Below are 16,422 nucleotides of genomic sequence, written 5' to 3'. Positions count from 1 at the left end.
CGAGGCGCGGATGCGGTGGCCGTCCGGTCGGGTCGATGCTGCGCAACGCTGCTGGGGCGTGAGTGCTGCCTGGCCCCCGCTTTCTCCGGGCCGTTCGCTCGCTTCTCTGCCGTGCTGGAGCGGGGCGGGTCAAGGGTGGCCCGCAGGGCCATCGCCGCAGGCGACGCGAAGCCGAAGGCGCAGCGCCCTTTACCCGCCCCGCGCAAGCACGACACTGCGAAAGAAGCGGGCGGCCCCACCTGGACTCCTCCCACACCGCCCCACACCAACCCACCCGAACCTCACGTCCGGCGCGCCCGCCTCGTCCGGCGCGCCCGCCCCGTCCGGCGCGCCCGCCCCGACCCGCTGCCTCGTCGCGCGGAGTCGGCGCGGCCGGCCTTTGCGGCAGGCCGGCTTCGTCTCTCAGGCGTACCGCCGTGTGATGCCGAGGTCAGGAGGCATCCCGTGGCGGCAACTGCAGATGCGGGCGGTCGTACGTGCCGATGATGTCGCCGTCGGTGCCGTAGGCCACGCCCTGGAAGCTCAGCGACGCGTCTTCTGCCACGTGCCGGAAGCGCAGGATGATCCCGTCCGGGTCGGTCACGTCCACGAAGGTCCCGTCCGGGTCGGCCACGGGTCCCCGTGGGCTCAGCCCCATACCGCGTAGCCGTTCGGCCACGCCGTCGACGGACGCCCGCGACGGGAGAGCGAGTACGACCGGGCGGGCGCCCCGCAGGTCCTGTACCCCCGGCATGGTCCGTTTGTCCTGGAGGACGAACACGAAGTTCGCGTCGGTGTCGAGCAGAACGCCGCCCCAGGGTTCGCCGTCCACGGTGAACTCCCTGATGAAGTCCAGGTCGAGCACGTCGCAGTACCAGCGGGTGCTGACGGCGAGGTCGGTGACCAGGATGGTCACCGCGGCAACGCCGGAGACGCCGACTCCCATATGGCTCCTCCTTGGCAGCGGCAATGGCAGCGGCGGCGGCAGCGGCGGCGGCAGTGGCAGTCGTCCCCGGTCGGGGACGACTGCATGACCACTTCCCGGCCCGCGGCAGAGCCGCGATCAATGCAGTACAGCGTCCCCCGGCCCATCGCCGCGGGCTCTCCATTACGCCTTCAGCGGTATGTCGCGGGCACAGAGCCGCGGGCACAGAGCCGCGGGCACACACAGGTGCCCGTCAACCTCCAGGCTTCGCCCTCACCCGTCACCTTCTCCCACCCTCCCCACCACCGACCCGCACCTCCCCACCGCCAACCCCTACCGCCAACCCCCACCACCGACTCCCACCGCCGACCCCCACCCACCCCAGCCGCCCCGCCCGGTTCTACGATCACGGTCATGCCTCCGGCCAAGAAGCGTGTGCGTAGTTACGACCCCGTCAGGATCCGGGCTGCGGTGCTCGCGCAGTTCGGGCACGTGCGCCGGGCGGCGGGTGGGCTCACCGCCGAGCAGCTCGCGTTGCCGACGAGGCTGGGCGGGTGGACCGTACGGGAGCTCGCCGCGCACGTGGCCATGGCGGTGGAGGCCGTGTCCCGCGGGCTTGAGCAAGGGCACGCCGAGGGCGATGTCTCCGGTGCTCCGGCCCGGCCTCGGCTCGCTCTGCTGCAGTGGCCCGGGGCCACCGCGGCCCGTGCCGTCGGTATCGACGAGGCGACCCGCGCGCTCGCCGAGGCCTCTCCCGCCCCGGACGCCCTGGCCGACCTGTACGCGCGCACCGAGCAGCGGCTCACCGAGCACCTCGCCGCAGCGCCCGGCACCGCGCCGGTCACCTCACGCACCGGGGTGATGTCCCTGGACGACTACCTCGTCACCCGCACCGTGGAACTGGTCGTCCACAGCGACGACCTGAACGCCGCGGTTCCCGGGCTGGACATCGCGTACGACCGCCAGGCCCTCGCCGCGTGCACCCGGCTGCTGGCCGACGCGTTCGCGGCGAAGGCCCCCGGCGGGGCGACCGAGCTGCGCATCCCGCCGTACGCCGTCGTGCAGTGCGTGGAAGGGCCCCGGCACACGCGGGGCACCCCGCCCAATGTGGTCGAGGCCGACCCGATGACCTGGGTCCGGCTGGCCACAGGCCGCCTGACCTGGGCGGACGCGCTGGATGCGGCACAGGTCAGCGCCAGCGGCGAGCGCGCCGACCTCGGTGCGCTGCTGCCCCTGATGGGCTGACGGCCCCGCACCTGAAGGGTCTTCCCCCGAGCGGACACGCGGGAGATCTCTGCGGACGAGAGGAAGGCCTTCGCGGACACGCGGGAGGCCTTCGCGGACACGCGGGAGGCCTTCGCGGACGCGCGGGAGGGAGGCCTTCGCGGACGCGCGGGAGACCCGTGGGGAACCGTCCTTCCGCTCTCTCCGTCCGACCGGCATGGACAAGCAGAGGCTGACCCTGGCGTTCCTCACCGTGCTCCCTCTCCTCGCCGCCTGCGGCACCGAACACGCGGCCGGTGGCGCGGGGAGCGGCGGGTCGGGGGGCGGGTCGCGGGGAGGGAGCGGGTCCGCGGCGACCCCCGCCGTGGCCGGGGTGCGCTGGACGGTCGAGGAGGTCGTCGCCGACGGCGCGACGACGAAGGCCCCGCCCGCGGCGCAGCTGCGGATCGGTGAGGACGGCAAGGCCAAGGGCAACCTCGGCTGCAACGGCTTCGGCGGTGACGCGGTGCTGGACGGCACGCGGGTGTCCTTCCGCCGGCTGGAGGCGACGGAGATGGCCTGCGTGGACGTTCCGGCCGGTTTCGAGGAGACCCTGGCCGGAGTCCTCACCGACGGTGACCTCACCGCCCGCCGCGACGGGACGGTGCTGACCCTGACCACCGCGGGCGGCGACCGGGTCCGGCTCACCGTGCGGCGGCCGGTGCCGCTGACGGGGACGCGATGGACCGTGACCGAACCGGCTGCCGACGGCCGGGCGCATCTCACCTTCACCCGGGCCGACGGACCTGCGGCCGACACCGCCGCCTCGGCGAGCGCCACCGCCCCCACAACCCCCGCAGCCGACAGCCCCGCAGCCTCAGCAGCCCCCACAACCCCAGCAACCCCCGGAAGCCCCGGAAGCCCCGAGATGCAGGCGACCGTCTCCGGCTCCACCGGCTGCAACCGCTTCAACGCCCGCGCGACGGTCCGCGACGGCCGTATCACGCTCAGCTCGGCCGCCACCACCCGAATGGTGTGCGAAGCCTCACTCATGGATGCGGAGCGGCGTCTGCTGCGGGTCCTCGACGGCCCGGTCGGCTACCGGATCGATCAGCGCACCCTCACGCTGACCAGCGCAAACGGCGAGAGTGTGACCACGGTCGCAGCGGAGTGATCCACGGGCGGCGGTTTTCGTCAATTCGGACCAGTGGTCGATCTCGCCTACACTCGATGCCGTGCCACGTGGTGACGGTCGACTCAATCACGATCTGCTCCCCGGCGAGAAAGGCCCCCAGGACGCGTGTGGCGTCTTCGGTGTCTGGGCTCCGGGCGAAGAGGTCGCAAAGCTCACGTACTTCGGGCTCTACGCCCTCCAGCATCGGGGTCAGGAATCCGCGGGAATCGCGGTCAGCAACGGCTCCCAGATCCTCGTCTTCAAGGACATGGGCCTCGTCTCCCAGGTCTTCGACGAGACCTCGCTCGGTTCGCTCCAGGGTCACATCGCGGTCGGTCACGCCCGCTACTCGACCACCGGCGCCTCCGTGTGGGAGAACGCCCAGCCGACGTTCCGGGCCACCGCGCACGGCTCGATCGCGCTCGGCCACAACGGCAACCTGGTGAACACGGCGCAGCTGGCCGAGATGGTCGCCGCGCTGCCGGAAGGCAACGGCAACGGCAGCCGTTCCGGCCGGGTGGCCGCCACGAACGACACCGATCTGCTGACCGCGCTGCTCGCGGCGCAGGTCGACGAGGACGGCAAGCCGCTGACCATCGAGCAGGCCGCCCACCAGGTGCTGCCCTCGGTGCGGGGCGCGTTCTCGCTGGTGTTCATGGACGAGCACACCCTGTACGCGGGCCGCGATCCGCAGGGCATCCGCCCGCTGGTGCTGGGCCGGCTGGAGCGGGGCTGGGTGGTGGCGTCGGAGTCGGCGGCGCTGGACATCGTGGGCGCGAGCTTCGTGCGGGAGATCGAGCCGGGCGAGTTCGTCGCGATCGACGAGAACGGCCTGCGCACCTCCCGATTCGCGGAAGCGAAGCCCAAGGGCTGTGTCTTCGAGTACGTGTACCTGGCCCGTCCCGACACCGACATCGCCGGCCGGAACGTGTACCTCTCCCGGGTGGAGATGGGCCGCCGTCTGGCGAAGGAGGCCCCGGTCGAGGCCGATCTGGTCATAGCGACCCCGGAGTCGGGCACCCCGGCCGCGATCGGCTACGCGGAGGCGTCCGGCATCCCGTTCGGCGCCGGTCTGGTGAAGAACGCCTATGTGGGCCGGACGTTCATCCAGCCCTCGCAGACGATCCGCCAGCTCGGTATCCGGCTGAAGCTGAATCCGCTGAAGGAAGTCATCAAGGGCAAGCGCCTGGTCGTCGTCGACGACTCCATCGTGCGCGGCAACACGCAGCGGGCCCTGGTCCGCATGCTGCGCGAGGCGGGCGCGGCCGAGGTGCACATCCGGATCTCCTCGCCGCCGGTGAAGTGGCCGTGCTTCTTCGGCATCGACTTCGCCACCCGCGCCGAGCTCATCGCCAACGGCATGACCATCGAAGAGATCGGCACCTCGCTGGGCGCCGACTCGCTGGCGTACATCTCCATCGACGGCATGATCGAGGCGACCACCATCGCCAAGCCGGACCTGTGCCGCGCGTGCTTCGACGGCGAGTACCCGATGGAGCTGCCGGACCCCGAGCTGCTCGGCAAGCAGCTGCTGGAGACGGAGCTGGCCGCGGGCCCGGCCGCCACGGCCGCGGCCGACGCGATCCGTCGCCCGTAAGCCTCGTAGAAACCAACCCGAAAGATCCCAGGCAATGTCTGAGACTGCTGTTCCCGGTGCTTCCTACGCGGCTGCCGGAGTCGACATCGAGGCGGGCGACCGCGCCGTAGAGCTGATGAAGGAGTGGGTGCGCAAGGCCCGGCGGCCGGAGGTCCTGGGTGGCCTCGGCGGCTTCGCCGGCCTCTTCGACGCCTCCGCGCTGAAGCGGTTCGAGCGCCCGCTGCTGGCGTCCGCCACGGACGGTGTGGGCACGAAGGTCGACATCGCGCGGCAGATGGGCGTCTACGACACCATCGGCCACGACCTGGTCGCGATGGTCATGGACGACATCGTGGTGTGCGGCGCGGAGCCGCTGTTCATGACCGACTACATCTGTGTCGGCAAGGTGCACCCGGAGCGGGTCGCCGCGATCGTCAAGGGCATCGCCGAGGGCTGTGTGCTGGCCGGCTGCGCCCTGGTGGGCGGCGAGACCGCCGAGCACCCGGGCCTGCTGGGCGAGGACGACTTCGACGTGGCCGGCGCCGGCACGGGAGTGGTGGAGGCCGACCGGCTGCTGGGCGCGGATCGTATCCGTACGGGTGACGCGGTGATCGCCATGGCGTCGTCCGGCCTTCACTCCAACGGGTACTCCCTGGTGCGGCACGTCCTGCTGAACCAGGCCGGTCTCGCGCTGGACGCCCGGGTCGAGGAGCTCGGCCGCACGCTCGGCGAGGAGCTGCTGGAGCCCACCAGGATCTACTCGCTGGACTGCCTGGCGCTGACCCGCACCACCGAGGTGCACGCCTTCAGCCACGTCACGGGCGGCGGCCTGGCGGCCAACCTGGCCCGAGTGGTGCCGGACCGGCTGCACGCGGTCGTCGACCGGTCCACGTGGGCCCCTGGCGCGATCTTCGACCTGGTCGGCCGGACCGGCCGGGTGGAGCGCCTGGAGCTGGAGAAGACCCTGAACATGGGCGTCGGCATGATCGCCGTCGTGCCGCAGGAGTCGGTGGACGTGGCGCTGGCGACGCTGGCGGACCGCGGCGCGGACGCCTGGGTGGCGGGCGAGATCACGGACCGCGGCGACCACGGCACGGGCGCCGCGCTGGTCGGCGACTACGCGGGCTGAGCCCCGGAGGGCAGCACAGAACCCGGTCGGTGACCGAGGTCACCGACCGGGTGGGTGCTCAATGCGAGGTCAAGCGCCGCGACGCTGTTGTGAGGGACGCTCGTCCCCGTCGTCCTCGTCGTCGTCCTCATAGAGGTCGGCGTACCGGGAGTACAGATCGTCGTCGTCCTGCTCATCGTCCTCGAAGCGATCGCCGTTCGGCGACTGGTTCGACGTCGATGCGCCCAGCTCCTCGGCCAGGCGTGAGAGGTCCGTCCCACCGCTGTTGTACTTCAGCTGGCGGGCGACCTTCGTCTGCTTGGCCTTGGCCCGGCCGCGCCCCATGGCTCGACCCCCTCAACGACGGGGCTCGACGGCCCCAGAGTCTGACACGCGTTCATGATCCGGCACGGACTCTCCGCGGAGAGGCCGGTCCGTAGGGCTTCCACGGTACCTGAGCCCGCGCCCATACGGTACGTCGCCCGCAGCACGCGCGTGTGCACAGGACCTTCGAGGCGCCCCGTCCTCGCTGGTCAGTGGCGATTTTAACCACTTCTGCGCGGACGACCCGCCGGTTGAAGTGAGAGTTCTCTCTAACCGGTCCCCGGCGGGTACCGCGTGAACCCTTGGCCCACGCTCTCCGGAACGTCAGCGTCCGCGCGCGGCGGCCGCCTCCTGCATCCGCTGCTCGGCGATCCGGTCGGCCGCGGCGGCCGGCGGAATCCCATCAGTCTTCGCACGTGCGAATATGGCGAGCGTGGTGTCGAAGATGCCCGCCGCCTTCGCCTTGCATCGGTCGAAGTCGAAGCCGTGCAGTTCGTCGGCGACCTGGATGACGCCGCCGGCGTTGACCACGTAGTCCGGCGCGTAGAGGATGCCGCGGTCGGCGACGTCCTTCTCCACGCCCGGGTGGGCGAGCTGGTTGTTGGCCGCGCCGCAGACCACCTTGGCGGTCAGCACCGGCACCGAGTCGTCGTTCAGGGCGCCGCCCAGCGCGCAGGGGGCGTAGATGTCCAGGCCTTCGACACGGATGAGCGCCTCGGTGTCGGCGACGGCCGTCACACCCCGCGGATGCCGGTCGAGGATGCGGCGCACGGCGTCCTCGCGCACGTCGGTGACGACGACCTCGGCGCCCTCGGCGAGCAGGTGCTCCACGAGGTGGTGGCCGACCTTGCCGACGCCCGCGATGCCGACCCTGCGGCCGCGCAGCGACGGGTCGCCCCACAGGTGCTGCGCACTGGCCCGCATGCCCTGGTAGACGCCGAACGCGGTCAGCACCGAGGAGTCACCGGCGCCGCCGTTCTCGGGCGAGCGGCCGGTCGTCCAGCGGCACTCGCGGGCCACGACGTCCATGTCGGCGACGTAGGTGCCGACGTCGCAGGCGGTGACGTAGCGGCCGCCGAGGGAGGCCACGAAGCGGCCGTAGGCGAGCAGCAGTTCCTCGGACTTGATCCGGTCCGGGTCTCCGATGATCACGGCCTTGCCGCCGCCGTGGTCGAGACCGGCCATGGCGTTCTTGTACGACATTCCGCGGGAGAGGTTCAGCGCGTCGGCGACGGCCTCCTCCTCGCTCGCGTACGGGTAGAAGCGGGTCCCGCCGAGCGCGGGGCCGAGGGCGGTGGAATGGACGGCGATGACGGCCTTGAGGCCGCTGGCACGGTCCTGGCAGAGCACGACTTGCTCGTGTCCGCCCTGGTCCGATCGGAACAGGGTGCGCAGAACATCAGCAGGTGCGCCGGTCACGTCGGTCACGGTGGTGACTCCCGGGTAAGTAGCGGCGGACGGGACGGGGGTCCCGTGCGGGTGGCGGGCCCCGTTGGGCTGAAGAGTAGAGCCTGTCCCGGTGCGGCCACCCCGCAGTGCCCGGGATCACCTCCGCACGGAGTACCCCGTGCGACGATTCGTCGGGATTTCCCGCCTCCTCACCGGCGGGTCCGGCAGTTTTCCCCGGCCGGCGACGGGGGAGGGAGCAGGCGTGCCCAAGGTGTCCTCGGTGATCGTCCCCTACGCATCGTATCTGCGCGTGTACGAGCCGCTGGCCGCCTTTCCCGAATCCGAGCGCCGCCACTGGGCCCGCTACGCCCGCCGCGCCGAGCACCCGGGCTACCAGGACGAACTCCGCCGGTCCCTGGCCGATCTGCTGCCCACGCCGCCCATCGCGGTGCCCGTGCAGGAGAGCGCCGACGCCTTCCTCCTGGAGGTCGACGGCGTGGTGCACGTCTGCCCCTGGCGGACCCGGCTGCGCGGCTGGCAGGCGCTCGGCGAACTGGGCGAGGAACTGCCCGCGCCGGTCCTGGACGCCGTCCTGCCGCCGCTCGTGCGCCGCCAGGCCGCGCAGGACTACGAGCGCTGGCTGACCCGCAACCCCGACGCCCGCCCCTGGATCCGCACCGCGACCTGGCACGTGCCGCTGAACTGGTTCGTGCTCGTCGCCGACGAGGAGCGCGAGTACGCCGAGGGCTCGGCGCAGGAGGCGCCGCTGCTGCGCTACCGCACCCCGATGGTCCAGGCCCGGCGGCGGGTCGCGCGGGGGCTGCGGACGCTGAAGGACGCCATCGACGAGGGGCCGCTGATCGACGGCCTCGTGGACGTGGGGCGCTGGCTGGAGGAGTTCCACCCGCGCTCCCGGGTCGAGCTGGACTACGGCGGTCTCGTGCACGCCGTGCCGGCCGGCGAGCTGGAGGACGACCACTCGGCCGCGGACGTCGCCCGGGGCATCGACGCGCTGCGCCGGGGCGACGGGGAGGCCGCGGGGGAGGCCTACGGGCGGCTGGTGGAGCGCTGGCGCTCGGTGCGCGACCTGAGGTCGGCGAACTGAGGTCCGCGAACTCGGGGCCGGGACCCGAGGCCTGTGACCTGAGGCCTGTGACCTGAGGTCCGCGATCCGGAGTCCGGGGAACTGACCTGGCGGCAGCAGTGACGCACGTCACGGCCTGAACGGGCTCGGGCGGCGTACGGTCTACCCCACTTCAAGTAGTTGACGGGACGTTGGTCCCTATCCGGGCGTATGCCTCAAGCGTGACGGACCGCACGTACGCGGCCCTTGCATCCCTTGCCCCTCCTCGTGCCAAAATAGGACAAGGAGCCCGGGGAGGGCTCCGTCTCTGCATTGCATGCTTTGGGGGGTCTGGTGCCTCCTGATCGCCCTGTGACTGATCGTCACAGTGGCGTGACTGTCCGCTATGGCATGGTCCATCGGCTTCCGTCGCTGATGAACACCTGGGAGGGCAATTCCATCGGTTTGGCCGACGCGGCTGGACAGATGGTGTAGTTGTAGTGCCGAGGACAAGCCGTTCGTCCTATAACCGACTCGACTCGCGTCCGCCATTTCGGGCAACGCGGGTCAAGGTGCAGAATTTAGAGGAAAGAACCGAGAAGGTTCGGTTCTCCCGAGGAGGCCGCTCATGACCGCTCGCACCCCTGATGCCGAGCCGCTGCTGACCCCGGCTGAGGTCGCCACGATGTTCCGCGTCGACCCCAAGACGGTCACGCGGTGGGCGAAGGCCGGCAAGCTCACGTCGATCCGCACGCTCGGCGGGCATCGCCGCTACCGCGAGGCGGAGGTCCGCGCTCTGCTCGCGGGCATCCCGCAGCAGCGCAGCGAGGCCTGAACAACTTCATAACCGGACAAACCGGCTGGACCCCCAACCCCGCCGAGGCGTCCGGGCACCGCTAGCTCCAAGCGACGCGGGACCTGCCCCAACAGGCCCCACGCCCGAGCCACTCAGAACTTCACAGGCACAGCACAGGGTGCGTCGTCGATCGCGCTGGACTCCGCCGGGTCCAGCGCGATCTTTGCGTGCACGCAGTGTGACCGTGCTCGTCCCGGCACCGGCGTGAGAGGTGCGGATGCGGCCGCCGAGGGCGGCCGCCGGGTGGCGGAGGCGTGACCCGCGGGTGCCGGGCGGGTGGCCCGCCGGCGCTCCCAGGGTGTCCCGCGGGTGGCTCGGAGGTGTCTCACCTGTGGCCTGTGCGGGGCCTGGGTCGGGCCTGAGAGGCGCCTTCGGGGGGCCGGGGCACCCCTTCGGAGACTGGTGCAATTGCACATATTAAATTGACCAGTTGTAGGAGCAGGGTAAGAACCGCGCTTGCCGAAACCGGTCCGGTGACTCCCGTCACATGCCGGAGTACTTGTTGCCCCGGTGTCGCTGCGCTAAGGGAAGCACACGCTCCAGTGTGCCGCGCCCGCACGGGTGTTGGGGTGGCCGAACGTCACGACGCGCTGGGACCTTCGGCCCTGACCTGCTCCTCGGGCGCCTCTCCGCCCTCGGGCCCGGAGTCCATGGCCAGCCGCAGCAGTTGATGGCAGACCGGACAGTGCCGTGTCAGATGCCGGTACGACGACGCGGCCGCCAGATGCGCCCGCAGCAGCGCCCGCGTCTCATGCCTGGCCCCCGCACCCATAGGCCCCTCCCACGCCCCCACGGCCACGAACCTGTCCTTACACGGGGTACCGACAGGACGCCGGGCCGTCAAGGGGGACACGGAGCGGCGCCGCGGGCCGGGCGCACCGGACGGACCGGGCGGGACGGACCGGGCGGGACGGACTGGACTGGCGGGCCGGACCAGGCGGAGCGGACCGGGCCGAGGCCCGTGTGCTGCCCGGCAGGGCGCAGACGCGGGCGCGTGCGGGCGGGTGGGGCTCCTCGGTCGGCGGGGGCCCCGAGCGGAGGCGACGGCGGCGTCCGCGCCGCGGGTCGGCGTCGCCTGGCGGGGTGCGGGCGGAATCGGCAGGGCGCCCGGCGGGGCGCCCGGCAGGGCGCGGACGCGCGGGCGCGTGCAGGACGCGGACGGGGCGGAGCCGGGTTCCGGGACCCGGGACCCGGGGAGGAGGCTGCGCCGTGCACGCAGAAGGCCCGCTTCCGTTACGGGAAGCGGGCCTTGCCGATGACGCGGTCCTGACGGGATTTGAACCCGCGGCCTCCACCTTGACAGGGTGGCGAGCACTCCAAACTGCTCCACAGGACCTGGTTGCGCGGCGCTCGCTGCTCCGCGTTGCGCTGCGAGAAGGACTGTACAGGAGGGTGCGCCCGCTGGTCGAACTCACCCTGCGTCAGGGACCCGTCACGGTGCCGCCGCGTCGATCGCCTTCACGATGCGCTTGTCCGACACCGGGTACGCCGTGCCGAGAGCGTGGGCGAAGTAGCTCACCCGCAGCTCCTCGATCATCCAGCGGATCTCCCGCACGGCCTCGGGCACGGGCCGCCCCTGCGGCAGCTGCTCCAGCAGCCAGGCGTACTCGTCCTGCATGTCGTGGACCTTCTCCATGCGGGTGGTGTCCCGCTGGACCCCGGTCGGCATCTGCTGCAGACGCCGGTCGGCGGCCACCAGATAGCGCATCAGGTGCGGCAGCCGGGCGATCCCCGACGCGGTCACGAAGCCCGGCTTCACCAGCCCGTCCAGCTGGGTCCGTACGTCCGTCAGGTTCGCCAGCAGGGCGGGGCTGCGGACGGCCTTCAGGCGCCGTTCGCAGGCCTGCCAGGCCGCCAGCACCTGCTGCACCTGTGCGACCGTACGGACCGTCGTGTCCACGATCTCCGCCCGCACCGTGTCGTAGAGCTTGCGGTACGACTCCTCGTCCCACGCCGGACCGCCGAAGTCGGCGATCAGCTTGTCCGCGGCCGCGGTCGCGCAGTCGTCGAACAGCGCCTGGACCGAGCCGTGCGGGTTCGCCGACAGGGCGAGCTTCTGGGCGTTCGTCAGCCTGTCCGACGCGAACTTCGCCGGGTTCACAGGGATGTTGCGCAGGATCAGCCGCCGGGTGCCCTTCCACATGGCCTCCGCCTGCTCCGCCTCCGTGTCGAAGAGACGTACCGAGACCGTGTCGCCGTCGTCCACGAGTGCCGGGTACGCCTTCACCGGCTGCCCCGCCCGGCGCGTCTCGAAGACCCGGCTGAGGGTGCCCACGGACCAGTCGGTGAGCCCCGCGCGCTCCAGCGACGGGCCGCCCTCGCGGGACGCGGTCGCCGCCGCTGCCTGGGACAGCGCCTTGCGGGCCTTCGGCTTCAGCTGCAGCCGCAGCGCCTCCAGGTCCTTGTCCTCGGCGAGCTTGCGGCGCCGTTCGTCCACGATCCGGAAGGTGATCCGCAGATGCTCCGGGACCTTCGCCCGGTCGAAGTCCTCCGCCTCGAAGGGCACCCCCACCATGCGTTTCAGCTCGCGCGCCATGGCCGCCGTCAGCGGCTCCCGCGGCGCCGGCGATCCGTCGGGCCCCTGCGGGAGGGACACCGCGTTCAGGAAGCGGGCGGCGAAGTCCGGAGCGGGCACGTAGTTGCGGCGGATCGGCTTGGGCAGGGAACGGATGAGCTCGGTGACCAGCTCCTGCCGCAGGCCCGGGATCTGCCAGTCGAAGCCCTCGTCGGTGACCTGGTTGAGTACCTGGAGCGGGATGTGCACCGTGACGCCGTCCGCGTCCGCACCCGGCTCGAACTGGTACGTCACCCGGAACTTCAGCCGGCCCTGGCGCCACGAGTCCGGGTAGTCGGCCTTGGTGACCGCCTCCGCCGACTCGCGGATCAGCATCTCCCGCTCGAAGTCCAGGAAGTCGGGCTGCTCGTGCCGCTTGCGCTTCCACCAGGAGTCGAAGTGCGCCCCGGACACGACGTGCTCGGGGACCCGCTGGTCGTAGAAGTCGAACAGGGTCTCGTCGTCGACCACGATGTCCCGGCGCCGCGCCCGGTGCTCCAGCTCCTCGACCTCGCTGAGGAGGCGCCGGTTGTCGGCGAAGAACTTGTGGTGCGTGCGCCAGTCGCCCTCGACCAGCGCGTTGCGGATGAACAGCTCCCGCGAGAGCTCCGGGTCGATCCGGCCGTAGTTGACCTTGCGCTGGACCACGATCGGGACGCCGTACAGGGTGACCTTCTCGTACGCCATCACCGCCGCCTGGTCCTTCTCCCAGTGCGGTTCGCTGTACGTGCGCTTGACCAGGTGCGCGGCGAGCGGCTCGACCCACTCCGGCTCGATCCTCGCGTTCACCCGCGCCCACAGCCGGGACGTCTCCACCAGCTCCGCCGACATCACGAACCTCGGCTGCCTGCGGAACAGTGCCGAGCCGGGGAAGACCGCGAACTTGGCGTTGCGGGCGCCGAGGTACTCGTTCTTGTTGCCGTCCTTCACGTCCTTCATGCCGACGTGGGAGAGCAGTCCGGCGAGCAGCGAGACGTGGATGCGGTCGGCGGGGGCGTCGTCCTCGTCGAGGTGGATGCCCATCTGCTTGGCGACCGTGCGCAACTGGCTGTAGATGTCCTGCCATTCGCGAATGCGCAGGAAGTTGAGGTACTCCTGCTTGCACATGCGCCGGAACGAGCTGGAGCCGCGCTCCTTCTGCTGCTCGCGCAGGTACCGCCACAGGTTGAGGTAGGCGAGGAAGTCGCTGGTCTCGTCCTTGAACCGGGCGTGCTGCTGGTCGGCCTGGGCCTGCTTGTCCGCGGGCCGCTCGCGCGGGTCCTGGATGGACAGCGCGGCCGCTATGACCATGACCTCCCGGACGCAGCCGTTGCGGTCGGCCTCCAGCACCATGCGCGCCAGCCGCGGGTCCACCGGCAGCTGGGCCAGCTTGCGTCCGGTCTCGGTCAGCCGCTTGCGCGGGTCCTTCTGCGCCGGGTCCAGTGCGCCGAGCTCCTGCAGGAGCTGCACGCCGTCGCGGATGTTGCGGTGGTCCGGCGGGTCGATGAACGGGAACTTCTCGATGTCGCCGAGGCCGGCCGCGGTCATCTGCAGGATGACGGAGGCGAGGTTGGTGCGCAGGATCTCCGCGTCCGTGAACTCCGGCCGGGCGAGGAAGTCCTCCTCCGAGTACAGCCGGATGCAGATGCCGTCGGAGGTGCGGCCGCAGCGGCCCTTGCGCTGGTTGGCGCTGGCCTGCGAGACCGCTTCGATCGGCAGGCGCTGCACCTTGGTGCGGTGGCTGTAGCGGGAGATCCGGGCGAAGCCGGGGTCGATGACGTAGCGGATGCCCGGCACGGTCAGCGAGGTCTCGGCGACGTTCGTCGCCAGAACGATCCTGCGCCCGCTGTGCGGCTGGAACACGCGGTGCTGCTCGGCGTGCGACAGCCGCGCGTACAGCGGCAGCACCTCGGTGGAGCGGTACTGCTTCCTGGTGAGCGCGTCGGCCGTGTCCCGGATCTCGCGCTCACCGGACAGGAACACCAGGATGTCGCCCGGCCCCTCGGCCGTCAGCTCCTCGACGGCGTCGGTGATCGCGGTGATCTGGTCGCGGTCGGCGTCCTCGGAGTCCTCCTCCAGCAGCGGCCGGTAGCGCACCTCCACCGGGTACGTCCGACCGCTGACCTCGATGATCGGTGCGTCCCCGAAGTGCCGCGAGAACCGCTCGGGGTCGATCGTCGCCGAGGTGATGACGACCTTGAGGTCGGGCCGCTTCGGCAGCAGCTGTGCCAGGTAGCCGAGCAGGAAGTCGATGTTGAGGGACCGCTCGTGGGCCTCGTCGATGATGATCGTGTCGTAGGCGCGCAGCTCGCGGTCGGTCTGGATCTCCGCCAGGAGGATGCCGTCCGTCATCAGCTTCACGAAGGTGGCGTCCGGGTTCACCTGGTCGGTGAAGCGGACCTTCCAGCCGACGGCCTCGCCGAGCGGGGTGCGCAGCTCCTCGGCGACGCGTTCGGCGACGGTGCGCGCCGCGATCCGCCGGGGCTGGGTGTGCCCGATCATGCCGCGCACGCCCCGGCCGAGCTCCATGCAGATCTTCGGGATCTGCGTGGTCTTCCCGGACCCGGTCTCACCGGCGACGATCACGACCTGGTGGTCCCGGATCGCCTCGGCGATGGCGTCCTTGCGCTGGCTGACGGGCAGCTGCTCCGGGTAGGTGACCGCGGGCACCCGGGCACGGCGCGCGGCCATCCGCTCCTCGGCGCGGGCGACCTCCGTCTCGATCTCCCCGAGCACGGCGGTCCGGGCCTCCGGCTTACGGATCTTGCGCGCACCCTCCAGCCTCCGGCCGAGCCGGTGCGCGTCGCGCAGGGACAGCTCGGTCAGACGGGAGGCGAGGGAGCCGAGGGCGGGGGCAGGCTGCGTAGACATACGGGTCCCAGGATCTCATCCCCGTGAATTGCGTGGCGAACGCTTTTGACCGGGCCCTTCCCGGGGTGCGGCTCCGGGACGCGGACCCGCGGCTCAGGGTGCGGACCTGCGGTTTCGGCGCCTGTGGTCAAGGCCTGCGGTTCGGGGCCTGCGGTTCGGGGCCTGTGGTTCAGGGCCTGTGGTTCAGGGCCTGTGGTTCAGGGCCTGTGGTTCAGGGCCCGTGAGTCCGGTGGGGCTCACCGCCCCGGGGGGAGCCCCGTGCCCCGGCCGGTGTGCCCGCGGCGCCGTGCCCCGCCCGGCCGGCGCACCCTCGCCCTCCCGCTCAGCCGACCGGGTGCGGGCCTCGGGGGCCGGCCGGGCTGGGCACGGCGCCGGGGCCGCCCGGCGGGGCGGCCGCGGGCGGTGTCTCCCCGCCGGCCGGTGCGGCGGGGCTCACCGGCTCTGCCGGTCCTGCCGGTCCTGCCGGTCCGGTCGGCGCGGACAGCGAGGTCGGGCCGGACGGTGCGGGCGGGGTGGACGCACCGGGGTTCTGGAGCGGCCGGGTGCCGCCGGTCATGGCCATGTTCTGCGCGGTGTTCGACACGGCCTTGATGCCGAGGTAGGCCGTGGTGACGCCGGTGATCGCGGTGAAGGCCGTGGTCAGCACCCCCACGATCACGGCCTTCTCCCCGTCGAGCTGCCACACCCCGAACAGCGCGACGGCGACGATCGCGAGATTGCTCCCGATCACCGCGTGCAGCCCGTACCGGGCGCGCTGCTTCTCGACGTCGCCGGTGCTGCCCTCGATCTGACCCGCCACTGTCCCGTTCCCCCTCGGATGGTCGGTCGCCGACATCGTGTCAGCCCCGAGGGGGCGGAGGCGCAGGTTTCGCGGGGCGCGCCGGATGCCCGGGGACGGGCGTACCCGGCGGTGCCGGTGACAACGCAAAGCCCCTCTCCATCCACGATGAAGAGGGGCCGATGCCCTGCACTCAGGGCTGTGGTGGCTGGGGCCGGGGTCGAACCGGCGACCTTCCGCTTTTCAGGCGGACGCTCGTACCAACTGAGCTACCCAGCCACGAGGTTTCCGGGGAAACCTCAGCGGTCCTGACGGGATTTGAACCCGCGGCCTCCACCTTGACAGGGTGGCGAGCACTCCAAACTGCTCCACAGGACCAAGGATGCGTACGACAGTGTCGCACACGTTCTTGCGTGCCCCCAACGGGATTCGAACCCGTGCTACCGCCTTGAAAGGGCGGCGTCCTAGGCCGCTAGACGATGAGGGCTATCGGCCCGCCTGGGCGCTTCTCAGCGCGTCGGGGACGTGAGAAGCATATGGGATGGCGGGAGGTATCGCCAAAACGGTTTACGGGCGAGGCCGGGAAGGGGCACGGCCCTGGCCGGGGCAGGAGGCTCGGGACGGGCGTGGGAGGGGCGCGGGA

General features: G+C 71.5%; 12 protein-coding genes and 4 tRNA genes. 6 read left to right on the top strand and 10 right to left on the bottom strand.

Features of this window, described 5'->3' with window-relative positions; genetic code table 11:
- Positions 1–430: 430 nt before the first annotated feature.
- Complete coding sequence (locus tag AC5K6T_RS24020; protein WP_493212052.1) at positions 431–925, bottom strand: VOC family protein; 495 nt, start codon at positions 923–925, stop codon at positions 431–433.
- Positions 926–1,318: 393 nt separating this feature from the next.
- On the opposite strand from AC5K6T_RS24020, the gene AC5K6T_RS24015 reads away from it, so the two are divergent.
- The 4 genes from AC5K6T_RS24015 (at position 1,319) to purM (ending at position 5,986) form a co-directional block, all read left to right on the top strand.
- Positions 1,319–2,149, top strand: a complete 831-nt coding sequence (locus tag AC5K6T_RS24015) for a maleylpyruvate isomerase family mycothiol-dependent enzyme (protein WP_493212050.1) — start codon at positions 1,319–1,321, stop codon at positions 2,147–2,149.
- Between the two features lie 196 nt (positions 2,150–2,345).
- Positions 2,346–3,281 carry an META domain-containing protein gene (locus tag AC5K6T_RS24010; protein WP_493212048.1) on the top strand — a complete coding sequence of 312 codons (936 nt, stop codon included), beginning with the start codon at positions 2,346–2,348 and terminating at the stop codon, positions 3,279–3,281.
- 61 nt (positions 3,282–3,342) lie between these two features.
- The gene (gene purF, locus AC5K6T_RS24005; RefSeq protein WP_493212046.1) at positions 3,343–4,878 is read left to right on the top strand and encodes an amidophosphoribosyltransferase; all 1,536 of its coding nucleotides are present in this window, start codon (positions 3,343–3,345) and stop codon (positions 4,876–4,878) included.
- A 34-nt stretch (positions 4,879–4,912) separates the two neighbouring features.
- Positions 4,913–5,986, top strand: coding sequence for a phosphoribosylformylglycinamidine cyclo-ligase (gene purM, locus AC5K6T_RS24000; protein WP_493212044.1), 1,074 nt, complete (start codon positions 4,913–4,915; stop codon positions 5,984–5,986).
- A gap of 69 nt (positions 5,987–6,055) precedes the next feature.
- On the opposite strand, the gene AC5K6T_RS23995 is transcribed toward purM, so the two are convergent.
- Entirely contained in the window at positions 6,056–6,310 is a 255-nt protein-coding gene (locus AC5K6T_RS23995; protein WP_493212043.1) for a DUF3073 domain-containing protein, read from the bottom strand.
- A gap of 303 nt (positions 6,311–6,613) precedes the next feature.
- Positions 6,614–7,717 (bottom strand): Leu/Phe/Val dehydrogenase, encoded by a 1,104-nt coding sequence (locus tag AC5K6T_RS23990; protein WP_493212042.1) that lies wholly within the window; start codon positions 7,715–7,717, stop codon positions 6,614–6,616.
- A 223-nt stretch (positions 7,718–7,940) separates the two neighbouring features.
- Between AC5K6T_RS23990 and AC5K6T_RS23985 the strand changes: the two genes are divergently transcribed.
- Both AC5K6T_RS23985 and bldC read left to right on the top strand, forming a co-directional pair.
- Positions 7,941–8,783 (top strand): DUF8083 family protein, encoded by an 843-nt coding sequence (locus AC5K6T_RS23985; protein ID WP_493212040.1) that lies wholly within the window; start codon positions 7,941–7,943, stop codon positions 8,781–8,783.
- A gap of 586 nt (positions 8,784–9,369) precedes the next feature.
- Entirely contained in the window at positions 9,370–9,576 is a 207-nt protein-coding gene (bldC, locus tag AC5K6T_RS23980) for a developmental transcriptional regulator BldC (protein WP_003949541.1), read from the top strand.
- A gap of 601 nt (positions 9,577–10,177) precedes the next feature.
- Here the strand turns inward: bldC and AC5K6T_RS23975 are convergent.
- The 7 genes from AC5K6T_RS23975 to AC5K6T_RS23945 all read right to left on the bottom strand — a co-directional run bounded on the left by AC5K6T_RS23975 (position 10,178) and on the right by AC5K6T_RS23945 (position 16,266).
- A complete protein-coding gene (locus tag AC5K6T_RS23975) occupies positions 10,178–10,369 on the bottom strand; it encodes a DUF6274 family protein (protein WP_493212212.1) in 192 nt (63 codons plus the stop codon).
- Between the two features lie 489 nt (positions 10,370–10,858).
- Positions 10,859–10,933: transfer RNA gene (locus tag AC5K6T_RS23970), tRNA-Asp, on the bottom strand.
- A gap of 96 nt (positions 10,934–11,029) precedes the next feature.
- The gene (gene hrpA / locus AC5K6T_RS23965) at positions 11,030–15,001 is read right to left on the bottom strand and encodes an ATP-dependent RNA helicase HrpA (RefSeq protein WP_493212038.1); all 3,972 of its coding nucleotides are present in this window, start codon (positions 14,999–15,001) and stop codon (positions 11,030–11,032) included.
- Between the two features lie 322 nt (positions 15,002–15,323).
- Positions 15,324–15,800 (bottom strand): hypothetical protein, encoded by a 477-nt coding sequence (locus AC5K6T_RS23960; RefSeq protein WP_493212037.1) that lies wholly within the window; start codon positions 15,798–15,800, stop codon positions 15,324–15,326.
- 181 nt (positions 15,801–15,981) lie between these two features.
- Positions 15,982–16,058 (bottom strand) — tRNA-Phe (locus AC5K6T_RS23955).
- 24 nt (positions 16,059–16,082) lie between these two features.
- A tRNA-Asp gene (locus AC5K6T_RS23950) sits at positions 16,083–16,157 on the bottom strand.
- 36 nt (positions 16,158–16,193) lie between these two features.
- Positions 16,194–16,266, bottom strand: a tRNA-Glu gene (locus AC5K6T_RS23945).
- Positions 16,267–16,422: the final 156 nt, after the last annotated feature.

It is taken from the genome of Streptomyces sp. B8-7 (assembly GCF_058833805.1).
This window is presented reverse-complemented; position numbering and strand designations above follow the sequence as displayed.